General features: G+C 53.0%; 17 protein-coding genes and 1 riboswitch. Of the genes, 11 read left to right on the top strand and 6 right to left on the bottom strand.

From position 1 onward, the window contains the following. Window positions 1-19: 19 nt before the first annotated feature. The 9 genes from DFP98_RS30125 to erm all read left to right on the top strand — a co-directional run bounded on the left by DFP98_RS30125 (window position 20) and on the right by erm (window position 11297). On the top strand, window positions 20-886 hold the full coding sequence (locus DFP98_RS30125; RefSeq protein ID WP_116064351.1) for an ABC transporter permease: 867 nt from the start codon (window positions 20-22) through the stop codon (window positions 884-886). 72 nt (window positions 887-958) lie between these two features. Next, the gene (locus DFP98_RS30120) at window positions 959-1849 is read left to right on the top strand and encodes a carbohydrate ABC transporter permease (RefSeq protein ID WP_116064350.1); all 891 of its coding nucleotides are present in this window, start codon (window positions 959-961) and stop codon (window positions 1847-1849) included. 35 nt (window positions 1850-1884) lie between these two features. Beyond that, window positions 1885-3606 (top strand): extracellular solute-binding protein, encoded by a 1722-nt coding sequence (locus DFP98_RS30115; protein ID WP_181918026.1) that lies wholly within the window; start codon window positions 1885-1887, stop codon window positions 3604-3606. 49 nt (window positions 3607-3655) lie between these two features. Then, window positions 3656-6133: a GH116 family glycosyl hydrolase gene (locus tag DFP98_RS30110; RefSeq protein WP_116064348.1), complete on the top strand. Its 2478-nt coding sequence runs from the start codon at window positions 3656-3658 to the stop codon at window positions 6131-6133. 2 nt (window positions 6134-6135) lie between these two features. Further along, on the top strand, window positions 6136-7209 hold the full coding sequence (locus tag DFP98_RS30105) for a LacI family DNA-binding transcriptional regulator (protein WP_116064347.1): 1074 nt from the start codon (window positions 6136-6138) through the stop codon (window positions 7207-7209). A 19-nt stretch (window positions 7210-7228) separates the two neighbouring features. Then, window positions 7229-8044 (top strand): AraC family transcriptional regulator, encoded by an 816-nt coding sequence (locus tag DFP98_RS30100; protein ID WP_116064346.1) that lies wholly within the window; start codon window positions 7229-7231, stop codon window positions 8042-8044. A gap of 76 nt (window positions 8045-8120) precedes the next feature. Beyond that, window positions 8121-8200, top strand: a riboswitch (ZMP/ZTP riboswitch). A 56-nt stretch (window positions 8201-8256) separates the two neighbouring features. Further along, window positions 8257-9105, top strand: a complete 849-nt coding sequence (locus DFP98_RS30095; RefSeq protein ID WP_116064413.1) for a bifunctional 5,10-methylenetetrahydrofolate dehydrogenase/5,10-methenyltetrahydrofolate cyclohydrolase — start codon at window positions 8257-8259, stop codon at window positions 9103-9105. A gap of 23 nt (window positions 9106-9128) precedes the next feature. After that, window positions 9129-9980, top strand: a complete 852-nt coding sequence (locus DFP98_RS30090; protein WP_116064345.1) for a nucleotidyltransferase domain-containing protein — start codon at window positions 9129-9131, stop codon at window positions 9978-9980. Between the two features lie 480 nt (window positions 9981-10460). Continuing rightward, complete coding sequence (gene erm, locus DFP98_RS30085; protein WP_116064344.1) at window positions 10461-11297, top strand: 23S ribosomal RNA methyltransferase Erm; 837 nt, start codon at window positions 10461-10463, stop codon at window positions 11295-11297. Between the two features lie 66 nt (window positions 11298-11363). On the opposite strand, the gene DFP98_RS30080 is transcribed toward erm, so the two are convergent. Together DFP98_RS30080 and DFP98_RS30075 are read right to left on the bottom strand one after the other, a co-directional pair. Continuing rightward, on the bottom strand, window positions 11364-12548 hold the full coding sequence (locus DFP98_RS30080) for a YhgE/Pip domain-containing protein (RefSeq protein ID WP_116064343.1): 1185 nt from the start codon (window positions 12546-12548) through the stop codon (window positions 11364-11366). A gap of 25 nt (window positions 12549-12573) precedes the next feature. Continuing rightward, entirely contained in the window at window positions 12574-13233 is a 660-nt protein-coding gene (locus DFP98_RS30075; protein WP_116064342.1) for a TetR/AcrR family transcriptional regulator, read from the bottom strand. Between the two features lie 230 nt (window positions 13234-13463). On the opposite strand from DFP98_RS30075, the gene DFP98_RS30070 reads away from it, so the two are divergent. Beyond that, complete coding sequence (locus DFP98_RS30070; protein WP_116064341.1) at window positions 13464-13967, top strand: CYTH domain-containing protein; 504 nt, start codon at window positions 13464-13466, stop codon at window positions 13965-13967. A 104-nt stretch (window positions 13968-14071) separates the two neighbouring features. On the opposite strand, the gene DFP98_RS30065 is transcribed toward DFP98_RS30070, so the two are convergent. From DFP98_RS30065 to DFP98_RS30050, 4 genes are all read right to left on the bottom strand, one after another. Next, a complete protein-coding gene (locus DFP98_RS30065) occupies window positions 14072-15064 on the bottom strand; it encodes an ABC transporter substrate-binding protein (protein WP_116064340.1) in 993 nt (330 codons plus the stop codon). Between the two features lie 92 nt (window positions 15065-15156). Beyond that, a complete protein-coding gene (locus tag DFP98_RS30060) occupies window positions 15157-16764 on the bottom strand; it encodes an AraC family transcriptional regulator (RefSeq protein ID WP_116064339.1) in 1608 nt (535 codons plus the stop codon). A 29-nt stretch (window positions 16765-16793) separates the two neighbouring features. Beyond that, window positions 16794-18452: a helix-turn-helix domain-containing protein gene (locus tag DFP98_RS30055; protein ID WP_116064338.1), complete on the bottom strand. Its 1659-nt coding sequence runs from the start codon at window positions 18450-18452 to the stop codon at window positions 16794-16796. Window positions 18453-18471: 19 nt separating this feature from the next. Beyond that, window positions 18472-19500, bottom strand: coding sequence for an ABC transporter substrate-binding protein (locus DFP98_RS30050; protein ID WP_181918025.1), 1029 nt, complete (start codon window positions 19498-19500; stop codon window positions 18472-18474). Window positions 19501-19763: 263 nt separating this feature from the next. Here DFP98_RS30050 and DFP98_RS30045 point away from each other — a divergent pair, with 263 nt between their 5' ends. After that, the gene (locus tag DFP98_RS30045) at window positions 19764-20423 is read left to right on the top strand and encodes a DUF4386 domain-containing protein (RefSeq protein ID WP_116064336.1); all 660 of its coding nucleotides are present in this window, start codon (window positions 19764-19766) and stop codon (window positions 20421-20423) included. The last annotated feature ends 239 nt before the right edge of the window (window positions 20424-20662 follow it).

Below are 20662 nucleotides of genomic sequence, written 5' to 3'. Positions count from 1 at the left end.
TCACAGGCAGTTATTCGTCATGCTGCTGCCTTGCCTGATCTGGTTTGTCGTATTCGCCTACGTGCCGATGGGCGGGTTGTTGCTCGCCTTCAAGGAGTTCAAATTCAATGCCGGCATCCTGCACAGTCCCTGGGTCGGGCTCCGTTATTTCGAAAACTTCTTCGCTTATCCGGGAGCCTGGCAGCTGGTGCTGAATACGATTATTGTCGGTCTGATCAAGATCGTACTCTATTTTCCGTTCCCGATTATACTGGCCTTAATGTTGAATGCCGTTAGGCGCCGGGGGCTCAAATCCGTCGTTCAGACGATTTCGTATTTGCCTCATTTTCTGTCCTGGGTCGTCGTCGCCGCGTTCACGTTCCGCATTCTGAGCCCGAACGACGGCATCGCAAATCAGCTTCTTGCCTGGCTGGGGGGAAGCGGAGAAACGTTCTTCATGATGGAAGAGAAGTATTTCTACCTGGTTATGTTTCTGACCTTCGTATGGAAAGGCATCGGATGGGGCTCCATCATTTACCTGGCCGCGATCACGAACGTGGATCCGACGCTCTACGAAGCGGCCCAGATTGACGGGGCGAATAAGTGGCAGCAGACGGTTCACGTGACGCTTTCCGGCATTCGCACCACGATCGGCATTTTGCTCATTCTGGATCTGTCGGGTCTGCTATCCACGGGCTACGAGCAGAATTTCCTGCTTCGAACGGCCGGCAACTCGAACGCCGCGGATATTCTCGACGTATACGTTCTGCGCACCGGTATGATGCAAGGACAATACGGCTATGCCACAGCGGTCGGCATGATGCAGGGCGTCATCGGGCTGGTGATGGTTCTGCTGATCAATAAAGCTGTCGCCAAGCTGACGGATCGGGAAGCGAGTCTGTGGTAGCTATATAGGTTGAACCAAAGATATCTCAATGGGCTTTCCTGCGCGCAACAAGAAAAGAAGGAGCGGTGAAACATGAGGGCAAAGAGCAACACGGCGGAGAAGATTGCCGGGGCGGTGAACATAACGCTTCTGCTGCTTCTGTGCCTGTCGATATTGTTACCGTTCGCGAATATTTTGGCGTTGTCCTTTAATGACGGCACGGATTCCGCGCTTGGCGGCATTAGTATCTGGCCAAGGGAATTCACTTGGGCGAATTATCAGGAAGTGTTCCATAACGATGACATTCTTCAGAGCTTGAAGATCAGCGTGCTGCGCACCGGAATCGGCACCGCGCTCAGCTTGCTGCTGACGGCGATGGCGGCGTTCGCGCTCAAGAAGAAGACGCTGCCGGGGCGTAACGTTTACATGTTTTTCATCGTCTTCACCATGCTGTTCGGCGGGGGAATCGTACCGTACTACATGGTGCTGAAATCCCTCTATCTGACGAATACGTTCTGGGTATACATTATTCCGGCGCTCTACAGCGCATGGAACATCATCTTAATGAGAACGTTCTTCCAATCGATAGACGATAGTCTGGAGGAGTCCGCCAAGATTGACGGAGCGGGAGACTACAAAGTGTTCTTTCGCATTATTCTGCCGCTCAGCCTGCCCGTCCTGGCGGTTATTGGACTGTTCAATGCCGTTGGGCATTGGAACGACTGGTATGCAGGCACCTTTTTCGTCAAAGACAAAGATCTGTATCCGCTGCAAACGCTGCTTAAGCAGATGCTGGATTCGGCGGAAGCTATGCGCAAAAAAATGATGGTCGTCTACTTGCCCGGAGATCCGCGCCAGAATGTGACAGGCGAATCGCTCAAGATGGCGACATTGGTCGTCGCCACCTTGCCTATCGTCTGTGTGTATCCGTTTGTGCAACGCTATTTTGTAAAAGGCCTCATGATCGGTTCAGTGAAGGGTTGAAGTCGATAACCCCAATCCAAGGAGGATGCATGACAATGACGAGATGGAAAAAAGGGATCGCCAGCATGCTTGCGTTGCTGTTGATTACGGCATTGGTTCTGTCTGCATGTACAAAGAGCGGCAATAATGAGGCGTCGGGAACGAACGGCAACTCGCCTGCGGCAACCGGGGATCGCGGGCCGTACTTCATCGCCGATCGCAAAATTACGGGACGAATATTTCTGGAGAACGACGGCGCCGGTCTGCCGGTCGATCAGATCAACAATGAAGTAGCCCAGAAAATCAAGGAAATGACAGGGATTACGCTGGAGTTTCAGTCGACCAATCATCCGGACGGATTGGAGGAATTGACGACGGCGCTGGCCTCCGGCGATCTGCCGGACGTGATCGTTAATTATCTGGACCACGGCGGCCGCCCGGAGAACTCCGTCATTCTAAAAGCGTCCCGCGAAGGCGTCTTTACCGACTTGGCCCCCTATTTGAAAAATACGAAAGTGTACAGCAAGTACTTCGAAGACGAGTTCCTGCCGCGCGATTCCAAGGAGAACATCATGTTTCGTCCCGAATTCGACGGCAAAGTGTATGCGGTGCATTTGAACATTCCAGGCTCAGATCTGACCGATGAGGAGCGCGTGCACGGTCGATCCGGCATGTGGGTCCGTCAGGACATCGTTCAAGCGCTTGGCGTCGATCCGAGCAAGATCAAGACAATGGATGAGCTGTATGATCTGGCCAAGCGAATTAAAGAGGGCGATTTCAAAGATAACAACGGCAAACCCGTTACCGTCATCGGATCGCGATTCTGGGGCGGTTCCATCACGAGCACACTGTATCGTAATTGGGATTTCGGCAACGGCACCCGATTTGACGTAGATACCGACGGCAAGGTGAAGCATCTGGCCGAAACCGAGTACATTACGAAACAGATCGAGTTCGTGCGCAAACTGCTTGCCGAAGGGCTGCTGGACAAGGAAGCCTTCACGATGGACAATGTGCGCGCGGAAGAGGCAATGGCCAACGGATCGTTCGCGATCACGACATATGCCAACGTGATGCCCGACAGATTCCTCAAAACAAGGTACGTACCGATGGACCAAATGTCCAATTACAAGGGCGAGGATGCGGTATACGAGAAGTATAAGTCGGGGTACATGAGCTGGGAAATTCCGTCGACGACCAAAAATCCCGAGGACATCGTCAAGTTCGCCGACTTTCTGGCGTCCAAGGAAGGCAAGCTGTTGTGGAAATTCGGTATCGAGGGCAAGCACTATACGCTCAAGGACGACAAAGTGGTGCTGACCGAGGAGTGGAAGAAACAACGTTCGGAGAGTCCCGATCGCGTCAAAGATATCGTGCCGACGTTATGGGGTTTGCTGCTCGGATCGACGGACAACAATGATGTCAGGGATTTCGGCGAGTCATGGCAGGAGGAAGAAAATCCGGAAATGTTCGGCTTGTCCAAGGAGCTGCAGATGTATGGCAATCCGACCTTCAAGTACTGGGACGGTTACTCCGCGCTCTCCTATCTGTCGGAAGTGCCGGATATCGAGGAACGGTTGAAGCCTGTGTTGGACAGCTACCCGGATATTGTCGTGAGGGCTTACTTCGCCGGTTCGATGGAGAAGGCGACCGATATCGTGAACGACTATCGAGCGCAATTGAAGAAGGCGGGCGTGGAGAAATTCGAAGCGTATCTGCAGGAGCAATATGACAAGGATCCGAGTTCCGTCGCTTTCTATATCGATGCGCTGTATTAATAGCTAACAGTCTAGCAAACAAAGACAGGAGAAATGGAGAGAAAAAGATATGAAAACTCATGATCGTATTTATAACTCCCAATATGAAGGGAAATACAACGCTAAAGTAGCCTTTCCGCTAGGCGGGCTGGGGGCAGGCATGTTCTGCCTGGAGGGCACGGGCGCAATGACGCACTTCTCCCTAAGGAATACGCCGGATCTGCTCAATGAGCCAATCATTTTCTCCGCTGTTCACATTCGCGACGGGAACGAGTCGATCGCGCGAGTGCTGGAAGGGCCGGTTCAGGATTGGAAAATATTCAACAGCCGGTCGACGGATTTCGGAGGAGCCGGCAACGGGCAGACGGGCAAGCATTATGGGCTGCCGCGATTCGCCGAATGTGCCTTCACCGGACAATTCCCGTTCGGACGTGTGAATCTGAGAGACGACACGCTGCCCATCGAAGCCGTCGTCACGGGCTGGAGTCCGTTCGATCCGGCGGATGTCGATCATTCCAGTCTGCCTGTCGCGGCATTGGAAATTACTTTAATCAACCGGACGAAGCGGCGTCTCGAATTGATTTATTCTTTTCACGCGACAAACTTTATGAAGATTGAAGACTCTGAGGGCAACCGGGTTGCAGCGGGGATCGTACCCGGCGGATTCATACTTGAGCAGGATCCGACGGAAGGGAAACCCTGGGAGCAAGGCGCCTTCTCCGCAGCCGTCGACCATCCGAACGCCGTAGCGGACTGCTCCTGGTTTAGAGGGGGATGGTTCGATCCGCTCACCATGTTGTGGAATGCCGTGGAGACGGGCGTGTCGCAGGAGAAACCTCCGTTGGCGGCGGGAGATCGGCCGAGTCCGGGCGCGAGCTTGTATGTGCCGTTGACGCTGGAGCCGGAAGGCGAGCAACAGGTGAGGCTGCAATTGTGCTGGTATGTGCCCGAATCCAATGTTTCTACTGAAGAGTTTGACAAGACGAACAAGAAATACGTCGAATGGCCGCATTTTCATAAACCCTGGTACGCTGGCAGATTTGGAAGTATCAAAGAAGTCGCTCAGTATTGGAAAACCCATTACGATCGCCTTCGGGAGAGAAGCGCCCTGTTCAGCGATACGTTCTTCGACACGACGATGCCGCCGGAATTGACGGAGGCGGTCGCGGCCAATCTCAGTATATTGAAGTCGCCAACCGTGCTTCGACAAACAGATGGCCGGTTGTGGGGCTGGGAGGGGTGCTTCGATTTAGGAGGCTGCTGCCACGGTACTTGCACGCATGTATGGAATTATGCCCAGGCGATCCCCCATCTGTTTCCTTCATTAGAGAGAGGGATCAGGGAGACGGAGCTTGGCGAAGGGATGGATGAACGCGGACATCAGACGATTCGGGTTCCTCTCCCCATCCGTCCGGCGGATCATGAGCATCGGGCAGCGAGCGACGGGCAGCTGGGCGGCTTGATGCGAGTGTACCGGGAATGGAAAATAAGCGGCGATACGGCCTGGATGAAGCGGCAGTGGCCCAAGCTGGCTCTCAGTCTGCAATATGCGATGGACACATGGGATCCGGACCGCCAGGGGATATTGGTTGAACCGCATCACAACACTTACGACATTGAATTTTGGGGCCCTGACGGCATGTGTACGTCCATTTATCTAGGCGCGCTGAAGGCAGCTTCGCTTATGGCTGCGGAAGCGGGAGAGAGTGCGGAGAGAATCGCAGAATTCGAGGAGCTGTACCGCCGAGGACGAGATTATATGGAGAACGAGTTGTTTAATGGAGAGTATTTCGAACAACAGATCAAGTGGATAGGTCTGAGGGAAGCGGCGCCTACCGGGGAGCAGGAGACGTGGAACGGGGATTACTCGGAGGAAGCGATCGAATTGCTGCGCAAGGAAGGGCCGAAGTATCAGTACGGCAAAGGGTGCCTGTCCGATGGCGTCATTGGGGCCTGGTTGGCCCACATGTGCGGGCTCGGCCACATTCTTGACCCGGGCAAGGTGCGCAGCCATCTGATCAGCGTTTACCGTTACAATCACGTCCGCGACTTGAGCGTGCACGCCAATCCGCAGCGTCCGGGCTTTGCGCTTGGCCGGGAAGGCGGCCTGCTGTTGTGCACTTGGCCCAAGGGCGGCAAGCTGTCGCTGCCGTTCATCTACAGCAACGAAGTGTGGACGGGAATCGAATACCAAGTGGCGTCTCATCTGCTGACGATGGGGTGCGTAGAAAAAGCCCTCGACATCGTGCGCGTATGCCGGGATCGTTACGATGGAAGTATCCGCAACCCTTATGACGAATACGAATGCGGCCATTGGTACGCAAGAGCGATGGCTTCCTACGGGTTGATTCAGAGCTGGAGCGGGGTCCGCTACGACGCAAGCAATCGGGTGCTCTACCTGGAGGATCATCCCGGCAAGCCGTTCCGCAGTTTCCTGAGCGTAGAAGGGGGATACGGGACGGTAGCGTTCGACGGCAACGAGGTGTCTGTGGAAGTGAAGTCGGGATCCATTCCAATCGATAATATCGTTAAAGCTGCAGGAGGATAACCATGAATACGAAGTTCGGCCCAAGCAGAAAACCCGGCGTCAAGAAGATAGCGGATAAGACTGGCTTCTCTCCCGCTACCGTGTCCCTTGTGCTAAATAACAAAGGCACGTTCACGGAAGAAACCAAGCACGCCATACGGCAAGCCTACACGGAGCTTAGTCACGATCTGGCCGTAAGCGAAGGCAAACCGTTCGTCCGACTATTGATCGAGGAAACGATCGCGGTGCACAACGATTCGTATAATGGCGAGATTCTCCGCGCGATTGAAAACGAGTGCCGCCTGCTTGGATTTGAAGTGATGCTGAATTTCGTAAGGGCCGGAGACGAGCCGCTGTCATGGTTGGAAAATATTTCGGGGCTTATCCTGCTCGGCGGCGGATTGATTACCGACGAGATCGTTCAGGAATTGAGAGGATATGCCGTACCGATGGTGCTCGTCGACAACTACACGCACACAGGCGACGGATTATCCGTTCACTCGGATCATTACGGGGCAGGTTACTTGGCGACGGAGTATTTGATCCGCAATGGACATACCCACATCGGTTTCATCAGCGGACCGGCGAAGTACAAGCCGCTGATCGACCGTTATGCGGGCTACTGCGCCGCGCTGAGAGAGAACGGATTAACGCTTGTGACGGACTACATTACGCCTAACTTCGACCGTAAGTACATTAAAGGATATTACGAAATGAAATATTTGCTCGAATTGCCCCGCAGGCCCACCGCGGTCTTCGCGGTTAGCGACCGATCGGCGTTCGGAGCGCTGCAAGCGCTGCAGGACGCAGGCTTGACTCCCGGGCGCGACATCGAACTGATCGGGTGCGACAATATTAGCGGCGACCAGGAGATTAAGCGGCGAATACCGACTGTACACATTCCGCGAGCAGAGGTAGGTCAGATGGCCGCTCGCTTCCTGCTGGAGGCGATGAGGGGCAATGAACTGAGCGGCAAGGTTATCATTCCCGGTCGGCTGGTGTTGCCGGAGACGTCGGAAGCGGCGGCGGGGGGCGCGCAGGACAATGCAGTAACCGCTGCGTCCGGCGGGAGCGAATCCGGCCAGCACTTCTCATAAGCGATGCGGAGGGATAGGCATGGGCAAGGATATCCGCCACTTTACGCCTTTCGTCAGAGTTGCCGCGGACAGCGTGCATCCTGTTCCGTGGATTATCAAAGAGCATATCGCGAAGGAATATGAAATTTTGTATGTGAAAGAAGGAGAGCTGTCCGTCGTGGCAGACAGCCGCAGCTATCGCGGTTTGCCGGGTGATTTATTCCTGTTCCGCCCGGGACAGAGCTATTCGATTCGCTCCGTTTCGAAGCAGGCGATTCGCAGGCTGTACCTTCAGTTCGGTCTGGAACGGGGAACGGGGGCGCACGAGGACCCTTCGCCGCTGCCTCTGGACTCGCTGCCGATCGGAATCCAGCTGCGGGAGCCGGCCATGTTCGAGCAGAAGCTGCTCGATATCATCCATGAACGCGATCAGCAGATGCTCTACTATGAGATCAGGACCGTCGGCATGGTTATCGAATTGCTCGCCTGCTTGATGCGGGAGCGCCACTGGCAGAGGTTGCCGTATGTTCACATCAACCGGGAAGTGCTGCTGAAGGTGCAGCAGTATTTATACCTTCGTGCAGACTGTCACGTTACGCTCGACGAGTTGTCGTGCGAATTCTGCTTCAGTAAGTTTTACCTGAACCGTATGTTTCGCGACGCGTTCCAGGTCAGCCCCATGCAATATCATCAACAGATTCGGTTGGAGAAAGCCAAACAAGTGATTCAGTTGACCAATCGGCCACTGACCCAAATCGCTGAACAATTCGGGTATCCCAACGTGCACGCATTCAGCAGATCGTTCAAGAAGAAGCAGGGGGTTCCGCCGTCCTTCTATCGAACCGGTAACACTTGAACGCTTGACCATATCGCTTTCCGGCTGATATTAGTGTTGAATCTGTAAAATATTTCTGTCAGAATGCAATTAGATGTTCGGTATGCGTAACTGGCGAAACGTGGAGTACCACGGGGGAGCGCATACTTCATACAGCCGGTCGCCTGGGCAGAGGTAAGGAGTAAATTTCCTTGCCTCTTTATGTTTTTAACTGGGAGAAAGGGATGATGAGTATGACAATCAGGCCGTTTATTCTGGATGGTAATGAGGTTGCCGCGAATATCAAGGCGCTCGTAGAAGGCGATGTAAAGAAGCTTATTGCGGGAGGAATCATTCCTTGTCTGGCCACGATTCTGGTCGGCGACGATCCTGCCTCGGCTACCTACGTACGGATGAAAGCAAATGCCTGCAAAAGGCTAGGAATCCAATCCGTTCGTATCGAATTGCCCGGAGAGACAACGACCGAACAGTTGATTAGAGAGATTCAGCAGCTTAATGAGAACCCGGGGGTTCATGGCATCCTGCTGCAGCATCCTGTGCCTCACCATATCGATGAGCGCGCTGCTTTTGACGCGATATCCATTGAAAAAGACGTAGACGGGGTAACGACGCAAGGGTTTGCTCAGAACGCATTCGGCTTTGCAGCTTTTCCTTCTTGTACTCCGGCTGCTATTATAGCCATTCTGGATCATTATCGTTTGCCGGTATTGGGAAAGCATGCGGTAGTCATCGGAAGAAGCCCCATTCTTGGCAAACCTGTATCGGCCATGTTGTTGAACAAAGATGCGACGGTAACCACATGTCATTCCAAGACAGTGAATCTGGAGGAGTTTGTGAGAGCGGCAGATATCGTTGTCGCAGCAGTCGGGAAACCGCGCTTCGTTAAAGGCGACTGGGTTAAGCCCGGGGCTGTTGTGTTGGATGCCGGATACAACCCGGGAAATATCGGCGATGTGGATTATGAGGCATGCCTTCCGCATGTATCCGCCATAACTCCGGTTCCCGCCGGAGTAGGTCCTGTGACCATCGCCACGTTATTGAAGCACACGGTTGCCGCCGCTATGAAAGCTCAAGGATACTAATTCCGGATGGGAGCGAGCGAGAGATGAGTGTGCAAAGCACAATTTCTTATATAGTCGAAAGTTTAAAGCACATCAACGGGATAAGCGCACTGGTTCTTGGCGGCTCAAGAGCCAGAGGGACTGAAGGACCGAGCTCCGATATTGATATCGGGATTTACTACGATTCCGATAAAGGGTTGGACATTCCCGAGCTTCGCCGGGTCGCGACTGTACTCGATGACGAGCATAGAGACAACTTAGTGACAGAGATTGGCGACTGGGGACCCTGGATTAACGGCGGCGGCTGGTTGAAGGTGAGTGAAACACCGGTCGATTTTTTATTGCGCGATCAAAATAATGTGTCGCGAGTGATCGAACAGTGTGCTGCGGGAGAGCTCACTATCGATTATCAGCCAGGGCATCCCCATGGCTTCGTCAACTCGATTTATTTTGCGGAAGTCGCATCGTGTAAAGTGTTATGGGACCCGTCCGGCGTTATAGATAAACTGAAGAACAGAACAACGCCTTACCCGCCCGCTTTTCAAAAAGCAACCCTACAGAAATTTTTTTGGGAGGCGTCGTTTTCTCTCGAAAACGGATATAAAGGAGTCTACAAAAACGATTTGTCTTATGTCGCCGGCTGTTGTTTCAGAGCGGTAGCCTGCTTGAATCAAGTTTTGTTTGCAATTAACGAAACCTGCTTGATGAACGAGAAAGGGGCTGCCGCGATCGCCGATTCGTTTAAAGCGGTGCCGGACAGCTACTCTCAAAGAATAAACCATATTTTCACCTTGCTCACAGCAGAACAAGATAGTTCAAGGGAAGCTTTAGGCCTGTTGCGCAAGCTTATTGATGAAACGGAGCGGCTCCTGAAAAGCGAAACGCTTTCGCGCTAGAGGGATATTAAGCCATTTCTTATCTTTTTGACGGCAGTGAGTGAGACAGTATGCCTTTCTTTGCATCCAGAGATGTGCTAAAATAACTTCAATTCGAGGATCGGAGGGTTGTCCTAACAATGGGTGTTATAAATTATTTCAGATTGCGTTCTGTCTCTTTGGCCACTAATTAAATAGTGAACAAAGGCTCTGTCTGCGTGCGGAGCACAACGGAATCGGTCTGCCCATTTTAGGATATCCTGCTGCATATAGGGATGAAGGGGACAGCGCGTCTGTCTCTTTTTTGCGTTCTTCAAAGACGTAATATCATCTGCAACGGAAAGCCCTGCCAATCGTTGTCCTCATCGACAGAGGAACAGCGGTTTATTCGAATGCGCATAACCATTCAATCCCATTTCCGTCGTTCCGCCGCAGGCCTATGCCTGCGGTTTTTTTTATGTTGGATTCGCGGATATATGCAAACTCGGGAGGAATGTGGCAATGCGCAGACAAAACAAGAAACATAGAACGATAAGGAAATGCATCTCCGGGCCAAACTTTACGGGCCAGCACCTGCTGCATCATCCTCAAACGATCAGGCAGCTTATGGAGACGGTACTTTTGCGGTCGACGGATACCGTATTGGAGATTGGCGCAGGGAAGGGAGTTCTTACTTTTCCGCTTGCCGAGAAAGTCGACAGAGTCATAGCGGTTGAAATGGATGCGAATTTCGTTAAGACGCTGCGCGAAAAAGCGGAAAATCATCCTAAAATCAAACTGATCCAAGGCGATATTAGAGAGATCGGTCTGCCGGCCAAGCCATTCTGCGTGGTGGCGAACATTCCGTTTTCCATCACCACGGCCATTCTTGAGAAACTGATGGGGGCCGAAGGCCACGCCTTTCAACGAGGAGCTTTGATTTTGGAAAAAGGGGCAGCCCGAAGGTTTACGAAAAGCTCTACGATGGACCCGCGATTGTTGATGTGGAGAATGAATTTTCAGTTCGAGATGCGAACGATGGTGCCGCGCACTCATTTTGCTCCGCCCCCGAGCGTTGATGCGGCAATTGTGCGAATTGTCCGAAGGGATCATCCGCTCATGTCCGCTAAAGAGGGGAATAAATTCATTGCATTCGCAGCTTATGCGCTGAGTGAGCCGAAACAGCCGGTGGCTGATACGTTTAGAGGGATTTTTACGCCGGTTCAGTTGAAAATGGCCTTAAAGAACGCAAAAGTTGATCGGGAACAAGCCGTGGCTTTCTTGTCGCTGGAGCAGTGGGCGTCGCTCTTTCATACGATGCTTCAATATGTGACACCTAATCGTTGGCCGAGAAAATAAGTCACTTTCTTGAACGGCAGGAAAGCATGCCAATCAGTCTCTCGATTCGCATGCTTTCCTATTGGTTTAAGCTTTTTGCTGTACCGGTACGGAGCGAGGCTTCAAGACGGAAGCCACGATAACGACGGCGCTCGTTAAGCCGATCCAGGTGAGGGAGGATACGGCGCCGTTCCAGTTCAGACCCTGGCCGAAGAAGAACAGCTCTCGAAGACCCTCGACCATAAAACGCATCGGCAGCCAAGAATAGATCCAATCCCGATAGAAGGGCGACATCATTTCCGGGGCCAGAGCAAGCAGAGGCGCGCCGAAGAACAGGGTTAAGGCAAAGATGGCAATTCCTTTAATGCCCAGCCACGACACGACGGCAGATATCATCAGGAAAAAGCTGAAGAAGGTAATCGTCAGGAAAAGCGCCGTGTCGGTAAATTGCGGGATATGCAGTCCCACCATGTCTTTTGCGAGCCATGTCAATCCGAAGCCAACGACGACCGCAACAACGGCTCCCGCTGCAATCTGAATGAGCTTAGCGGACAGGGTGTCCCTGCGGTTTTGGACCGTATGCTTGCTAATTCCGAGAAACAGGATCGCCGCGCTCGCCATGCATGCCATCCAAAGCGGCTGGAACAAGGATATGGGAGCGTTGCCGTTTGCGCTTTTCGTACCGATCTCGTTGACATTGGTTACCTTCTTGGCAATTGGGGTTGCCAGAAGGGACGCTTGCTCGACTGTCAGCGTTGCTCCTTGTTTTTGGAAGCCGTCGAGTATTTGAGTGCGAACATTATTGTTAAGGGTGTCCACGACTCCGTTCAGCATTTGTCCAGCCATTGTGGAAGCCGCCGTATTCATACCTTGATTGATGAAGATTTGCAGCTCGGGAGAAGCGGGCGTCTCGGTCCGCAAGGAAGCCTGCTTCGCGCTAAAGTCTTGCGGGATGACAAGCGCCGCATAGTATTCCTGGTTGTTCAGCCCGGATTGCATTTCTTCGACGCTGCCGACTTCCACCCATTTAATGGCGGGCTCCTCGCCGGCTGCCGACGAAACGTTGCTCCGCATCATATCGACGATCGTTTGCCCCATATTCATCTTCGGTTGGTTAGGAATCTCCACTCCCTGATCCTCGTTGATGACGGCGATCGGCAGATTTTTGGGCTGAGCTTGAACGGATGGGAAAAGGGTGAGCGAGAAAACGAATATTACTAGCAATGCGACAATCGGTGATAGCAGTACGAGTTTGTTCTTAATAGCTTGCATAAACGAATCGCTCCTTAAACAATCATTATGAATTTTTTGCAGGGAGTTTCCGAATGCCGTCCAAGACCATGCGAACGACATCTTCAACCTCCTCGTCGTCAATGGATTCCCGGTTCAACAGCACAAAACGGGAGGCCACAAAACCGCCAATGACGGTGAACAGCAGCTTTAGGATACTGCGGGTGGGCATGTCGGCCAGCTCGTCGCGCTCCTGGAACAGCTCAACGATTTTCGTTAAGCGAGTTGCCGCTACTTCGGCGATATAAGGGAAAAGCTCGTTTTTCAATTCCTCCTTATAAATGATCTCCTTAATTAGAACCAGAAATATGTCTCTGTTTTCCGTTATGAATGCGATGCGGTTTTTCAGGAGTGCCCGGAGAAATGCTTCAAAGTCCGAATAGGCACTGCTAAAAACTTGATTCATCGTCTCATCTGCCTCGAAAGGGAACATTTCTTTGATATAGGGGACGACAAGAGATAGCAGCAGTTTGTCCTTCGTGCCATATTGCTTGAAAATACTTGCTTCCGACACATCTGCGGCTTTAGCGATTTCCGCTGTTGAAGTGTTGGAATAGCCTTTTTCGGCAAATAAGCGAATGGCGGCTTCGACTATCCGCTGCTGTTTTTCCGTTCGCTGGGCGCTTTTAACGGCCAAGATTTCGTTAAATAGGTTGCGGGTAGTCAAATCGGATGCACCTCAATTCGTTTTCCCGAACTAAAAGTGAGTGATTACTTACTAAAAATACATCGATATACTTGTCTGTGTCAATGTAAAAGTGAGTGGTTACTCTAAAATAATCAAAAGGTGTCTGCAAGGGAAGCAACCAGAGGCTCATATTCGAATGAGCGCCGATGTCAGGTATAATAGTGGGGTCGATGTATGGCAATTCGAGGGTTTAGAGCGGAGGTTAGATAATGGCCAAGGAAATCGAAAGAAAGTTTATGCTGGCGGAGTTCCCCGATTCTCTGGTACAAGAGGGAGTGCTTGTTCCGGTGAAGGAGCAGCATATTGAGCAAACTTATCTGGCAATTGACGACACTCAGGAGCTAAGAGTTCGGAAAATCAGGGATATGGCTACAGGGAAGCATGAATTCACGCATACGTTCAAAAACGGCAACGGTCTTGTGCGCGAGGAAATCGAATATTCTATCTCGGAGAGCTTGTACGAGCAGCTTAGTAAGGCTTCCGGAGCGATTCCTCTGACCAAGGTGAGAACGACGGCCGACTGGGCCGGGACGACCATTGAGATCGATACGTACGACCAGCTTCAGCTCAGGGTGCTGGAGATTGAATTCGAGTCGGAGGAAGCGGCGTTGGGGTTCCAGGCACCGGACTGGTTCGGCCCGGATATCAGCTCGATGAAGCAGTACAGCAACAAGACGGTGTGGAAAAAGCTGCAGGAGGGACGCGTAAAATAGCAGCCGCGGAGTCGATTAAGAGCGCAATGTCGCCGTCCTGATACGAAGAGAGCCCCGTTGCAACAGCCGATGCTGCAACGGGGCTTTTCGTATTCACAGGGCTACTACTGCTGCTTCGTGAGCCAGGCTGCCAGCTCCTCCGTCTGAGCCAGCACCGCGATCGGGTCGTAGTACCACGAGCGTTCCTCCGGCCAGACGTACAGGCGATCGTTCTTCACTGCCGGGATGCTGCTCCAGATCGGGTCTTTCTTGAAGTCTTCCACAGTGCGGTCGTTAGCCGTCAACACAATGTAGTCTCCTGAGTAATCGCCGATCATCTCCGCAGAGATTTCCGCCCATTGCTTCTCCATAATTTGATCGGCCACGGCAGCCGGAGGCTTGCGACCGAGAGCTTGATAGACCGGCTGACCGCCTCTGCCGAAGTTATCTCCGTACGCATAGATCGACTTGTCGGTGCTTTCGATGATCGAGAAGGTGGCATCGGCCGGAATCGCCGCATCGACCTTGGCTTTGGCTTCTGCAATCCGGCGGTCGTATTCCGCTAACCACGCTTCGGCTTCTTTTTCCTTGCCGAGTACTTTGCCGAAGAAGGTCAACTCTTCATGGGCATTTTTTAATTGTCCATAGGGGATTTCCAGAGTGGGAGCGATCTTGCTCAGCGTCGAGTACACATCCTTGTTGCCCGTAATGATAAGATCCGGGTTTAAGCTTGTGATCACTTCGGGAGAAGGAGACCCATACGTTCCCGAATCGGCCACGCCGGTAAGAGCTTCCTTAAAGTAATAATTTTGCAGCGTCAGCCCGGGAGCGCCGACAGGAATAACGTCCAAAACGATCAGACTGCCCAAATACTCTTCCGCGACGATACGCTGCGGATGCATCGGAATTTGAATGGGGCCGTTCACGGTGTCGATCGTCCTAAATTCCGGTTCAGCGGACGGGCTCTCCGAAGCGGATGGCTTAGCCGATTCGGAGGCCGGCGGCGAGGATGATGCGGCGGGCGCGACATTGTTCGAACCGCAGGCGGCGAGAAGCGAGAGACAGAGTGCGGCTGCGATTACAGCGATTTTACGCGAGGTCAAAAAATGATGCAGCAATGCGAATACCTCCAGTATGCAATCGATAATGATTCTCAATGAAACTATACAAGGTATCCGATCGTTCGACTACAAGCAGAAATGACATTTGCTCATGTAAATTTGTGATCAGGCAGCAACTGCCGCGCCAATATATTCAATTGAGCTTGTGTGGAGAGCGGATCATAGCCGCAGAAGAGGTCGGCCTCATACAGCCAATACAGCTGGTTGCTGCGGACGGCCTCTAATCTCGACCACTGCGGAGCTTGGGACAGGCGCCGGAGGAAAGGACGGGACTTCGGGCAGGAGGGCGTCCCCGTTATAAAAATATGATCTGACGGATACGAATACAGTTCCTCGACCGATGTCTCTACGTAACCATGGGAGAACAAGGCCGGCTCTGGGGGCCGAAATCCGAGGTCCCCGTACAAAATATGTGCGCCTCTTCCGTAGCTGCCGCTGCACGCAAACGCCTTATCACCCGCCAATTCCCACACGATAGCAGTTCCTCTTTGGCCGAGCCTCTCGTCCAAGGCCCGGTTGATCCGGTCGACTAGTTCGTCGTAGCGGGCCAGCCATTGCTCGGCTTCTCGTCTTTTGTCCACCATATTGGCGATCATAAGCAGCTGTTCCCGCCAGTTCATCGTGCGAAACGGCAGCTCGATCACGGGAGCAAGCGGAAGCAGACTCCTGTTCTCAGCTGCGGTATTGTAATGGATAATCATGTCCGGGCGCGCTTCGGCCACCGCATCGTACAAACTGGTCGGGGTATGCCCGTTCGGATTCAGCGAGACGCCGGAATGCCCTGACGTTCTGGATTTGTTTTTCTCCAGCCAGGAGGTGTAGACGCCAAGCTCCGGCGTTTGGCCGAGCGCCATCAGAATACCGGTATGATTCAGATTCAGCGTGGCGATCCGCTTGGGCTTGCGCCTGAAGGCGGTCGGGGACATTCCGACGACGTCCTTGAATTTGCGACTCAAGTAGAGTCCTTCCTTGAACCCGACTTGACGGGCCAGCGCGTTCAACGCCGTATTGTCCACGAGAATGCGGCTTTGAGCGCTGCGAATCCGCAGCATCGTCAAGTAGTCGATGAAGGTGCGGCCGGTATGTTTGCGGAACGCGCGGGAGAAGTGCTCGGGACTGACGTTTGCCCTCTCCGCCAGCTGTTCCCTCGTTAGATCCTCGGTATAATTGGCTTCGATAAACTGCACCGCCCGGGATAACCAGTTCGCGGACGCCACCCGAGTCGACGACAGTTCCCGGCGAAGCTCGGACAGCAAGCGGCTGAACAAGAGCTGCACTCGATAAGGCTCGCCCTCGTCGGGCTGCTCTTGCCATGCGGCATACAGCTCGGCGGCCAGCCTCATGCAATCGGCAGAGCAGCGCTGCACCGTTTCGAATTCCGGATCGGAATTGCGATTATCCGCGGCGCTTGGCGGATAGTGAACGAATTCGATATAGAGGCCCTGTAAGGAAGTGCCGAGCCCGATAGCGACAGCCTGCGATGCGGAGCGGCCAAGCAGCGCAAATCCGCGAGCTACTTTGTGCGGATGCTCGTAGAGATGCAGAGCCCCTTTGCCTCCCCAAACAACGAGAAGCTGGGAACGGTTCGGCATCGGTTCCAGGGGTCCGGATGCAGCATATTCGGCAAGCTCAACAATCCGCATAGGAATGGCGTAAGGATGCGGGGCGGGAGAAGGGGGCAAGGAACTAAACGGCATCGTAGTTTCACTCCTCTATTGAATAGTCTTTATGACCATAGATCCGGAAACCGTTCCAGCGTCAATTGACTCGTAAACGCGTCGTCCGAATTCCAGAAAGAATCCAGATAGTGGATTTTGCCCGCCTGAACGGCGGGCAGCCGATTCCAGCCCGGCCATCGGTTAAGCTCCGACAACGAGTCGGAAGTATGCCGACCGGGATGCGTAAAAACGAATAGCCGATCGCCTACGGCGTATTCGCTTAGACGATCAGAGGCAATTGAAATGTAGTAATGACCGCGGGCGGGACGCAGGCGTTGAACGCGCTCGTCCATGCGGAACCCAAGGGGGTGGTACAGCAGCTTGGCCAGCCCGCGAAGCCGATGAAGCAAATACAGCCTTCCGTTGCAGTCATAGAACAGAACCGTCGCCGATTCGTGGCGCGCCTTGCGGGATTGGAGCCGATGCCACAGTTTCTCGCGGCGCATGTCGTACGCGTCGAGCCATTGCCGGGTTCTCTCGCGAATGCCGAGCACTTCTCCAAGCTTCTGCATTCGCAGATGCATGGGGGCATATTCGTTCAGTCCGATTGTCGGCGCGATCGCGGACAGCTCCGGATGCCGATCGCTCCCGTAACGGCTCAATAGGACGAGATCGGGATTTAACGTACGGATCTTGTCCGGATTGAGAGGAAAACCGATCTCCTGGGTGGACTGAATTTTGTCGGTAAACGAGTCGTTGTCGCAAAACCGCAAATTGGCTCCAACCGGGGCGATATCCAATGCGAGCAAGTCGCCCAGAGTGCCGGCATCGTCGTAGACGATACGTTCGGCCGGTGCGTGAAAACGATGCGGGGTTCCCCGGCGGTCCGTCGCGTCGGGCCTGTGGGCATAGATTCGGGCGTACTGGCCGGGAGATATTCCGGTTGCAAGCTTGAATCTGCGGTTGAAATAGTGCTCGTCCTGGTAGCCTACGCGGTGGGCCACCTCCCACACTTGCCCGTCGGAGTCGCTCAGCAGCCTTTTGGCCTGTTCGATTCTCAATCGGGTCATGTAGCTGCTCGGATTGCTGCCGGTCATTTTCTTGAACACGCGCAGGTATTGCCAACGCGGAAGCCGCGCCATATCCGCCAGTTGCTGTATGGTGAGGTTTAACGAATAGTTTTTTTGCATGAAGCTTAACGTTTGCTTCACGGCATGCTTCGGATCGCAGAGCTGCTTCTTCTCCTCGAGAACGCATTGCTCCAGAAGCAAAGAGAGCAGGGAAAGAAACCGGCTCTGTCGACCGAGCCGGGGAAGTCCGTCCTGATGACGATTCTCGCATTTCAGACTATCGGCATATTCATGAAGAACGGCCGCAGGGAGCTTCGTCCTGCCGGACAGCAGCTGTAATATCCGCTGTACAGCGGAGCCGTTGGCGCGGGCGTTTAGTGCGGTAAAGGAGAGAAGGCATACGTCGCATCCGGCCCCCTGGCTAATCAGCGAGGCATCGCTGCCGGAAACGATCAAGAGGCAGACCCCGGGGCCTGCCGATTGCGCTCGCTGTTCGATCTTCGCCTCCAGCGTGCCCTGAAGCACCAGAAGGAGGCGAAGATCGTCGGTCTTTTCAAGAGTAAGAGATTCCGGGCCTTCGCACGTCAGGCGAAGGGCATCCGTTAGAACGAACGTTAACGGAGATGCCGATCGGCCGTTTGAAGAAGGTAGAAACATAGGCTTGCTCTCCTGTTGCTTACTCGAACATCTCGCTGTCCAGTATCTGCGGAAAGACGTCGACGAGCTTACGAGTAGTAATCAAATCATTGTCGTTATATTCGAGCGGGATGTAATGGATTTTTCCGTTTTTAACCGGCGGTAAACTCTGGAAAACCTTGCTCTGCTTCAATTGCTTAAAGCCTTCTTTGGCATCGGCGTTGCTGTCGTACAGCAGGAACAGACGATCGGCGATCAATACGTCGTGCAGCGCTTCCTCTGTAATTTCGATATAAGGAGAAGGGGAAGACGACGACAGTGAAGCCACCTTGTCCGACATTTTGAATCCCATAGGATGATTGATTAGGTCGAATACGCCGAAGTTTTTCATCAGGTACATTTTCTTATTCCAGTAATAGACGACGACAGCCGCGGTCTCTCCCTCGGCTATTTTCCCTTGCTCGCGAACCTGCTGCCACATCGAACGGGTTTTCTGCTCTAAGTCGGACAGGATCGCCTCGGACTCTGTTTGTTTGCCGAGAATTTCACCGATAACGGTAATTCGCTGCTGCAGCGGCACAGATTCGTCGAAAGCGGCGACAGGGCCGATTTTCTGGAGCATGTTATATTCGTTGTCCTGTGTCTCGTAGCCCATAATCATCAGGTCGGGTTCGAGCGCTGCTAATTGCTCCAGATTGGTGGGCATGCCTATATCGGGCGCTGCGACGCTTAAGCTCTCGTGAGTCGACTTGAGAATGCTGGAATTGCTCATATAACGATGCGGATAGGCGATCGGCTGGAATCCCAATTCCTTAACGTCGATAATGGCTCCCGATCCGGCAATCACGGCGATCCTTTGCGGATGGACGGGGATCTCGGTTGTCTTGTCCTGAAAGTCTTTATACTTTTTGAACGCCGGAGAGGCTTCGGATGCGGCGCCGTTATTCGCACTTCCCTCGGGCTGCGCTTCGGAGCGCGATTGCGTGGCAGAGGGGCTACAGGCGGCGAGCAAAATAATCAGTGCAAGGAATAAGGCGGTTGTCGATACAAAGGAAGGCAGTCTGTTCATGGCGTTGCATTCTCCTGTTCTATCTGTACTGTACACCATTTGATAATGATTATCATTATCTTTTTTCGCCATTTTAGATTACACCGGACTCTTCGGAAACGGCAATGGATGAAAGTTACGACTTTTTGCACGGAAGATACGGGTTGTCCATACAAACGCTCTAGCTCAGATCGATACTTTAGTAGCTACAAGCTCTAACCTTCCGGGGGATACAATTCAGGTTAACGAGGCGGAACGGTCCGCCTATTAACGGGAGGGGAATTATGGATACGTATAGGAAATCAACGGCCTTTGCTGGTGTGCTGTTTTTGGTGGCAACGGCTGCATACATGTCGGGGAATGCGCTTATCGAATCGGTTTTAGGCGCTTCCGATTATCTGGAACGCGCCGCAGATTATCAAAGCCGGATCGTCTTGGGGGTGGTGCTGGAGTTCATTAACTCCGTCTCCGTTGTCGGTATCGCGATTGCGCTGTTCCCGATTTTAAAGCTATGTAACGAAAAAATCGCGCTGGGATACGTAGGATTTCGAGTGATTGAGGCAGTTTTGCTGCTTGTCGGCTCCGTCGGTCCGCTGCTGCTTGTCGCTTTAAGCCGGGAATATGCTGCAGCCGACGTTTCGTCTGATCTTCACGTGTTGGGGACGCTTATTAAAGAGGGAAGTACTTACGCATTTCAATTGGGCATGCTGGCACTCGGGGTATACAGCTTATTTTTCTGCTATTTGCTGTATCGGTTCAGGCTCGTTCCACGCGTATTGTCCGTGCTGGGCTTCATAGGTTATGCGGCTTTGTCGGCTAGCGCGATTACGGAACTGATGGGCCATGACGGAATGCTGCTGTACATTCCGGGAGCCGTGTTCGAGCTTGCGCTGCCGCTGTGGCTGATGATTAAAGGGGTCAAGCTTCCGGAAGGAGCGCGGTAACGACGAACGTGCTATCGGTAGCGAATTTGTACGATTTTCCCTACAAACGTCCGCCGTTTGAGCCTGATCCGAGCTACTTTGTACGATTTTCCCTACAAACGTCCGCTGTTTGAGCCCGATTCGAGTTGCTTTGTACGATTTTCCGTTACTACTTAGGTCTCCCGAAAATAGGGAGACTTTTTCATAAATTTTAAAGGAATTTGGATACCACACGACGAACTATTTCTAATATACAAGTG

It is taken from the genome of Cohnella phaseoli, from assembly GCF_003386235.1.
Taxonomy (GTDB): domain Bacteria; phylum Bacillota; class Bacilli; order Paenibacillales; family Paenibacillaceae; genus Cohnella; species Cohnella phaseoli.
The sequence above is the reverse complement of the archived record's forward strand: the minus strand, read 5'-3'. Positions and strand labels throughout refer to the sequence as shown.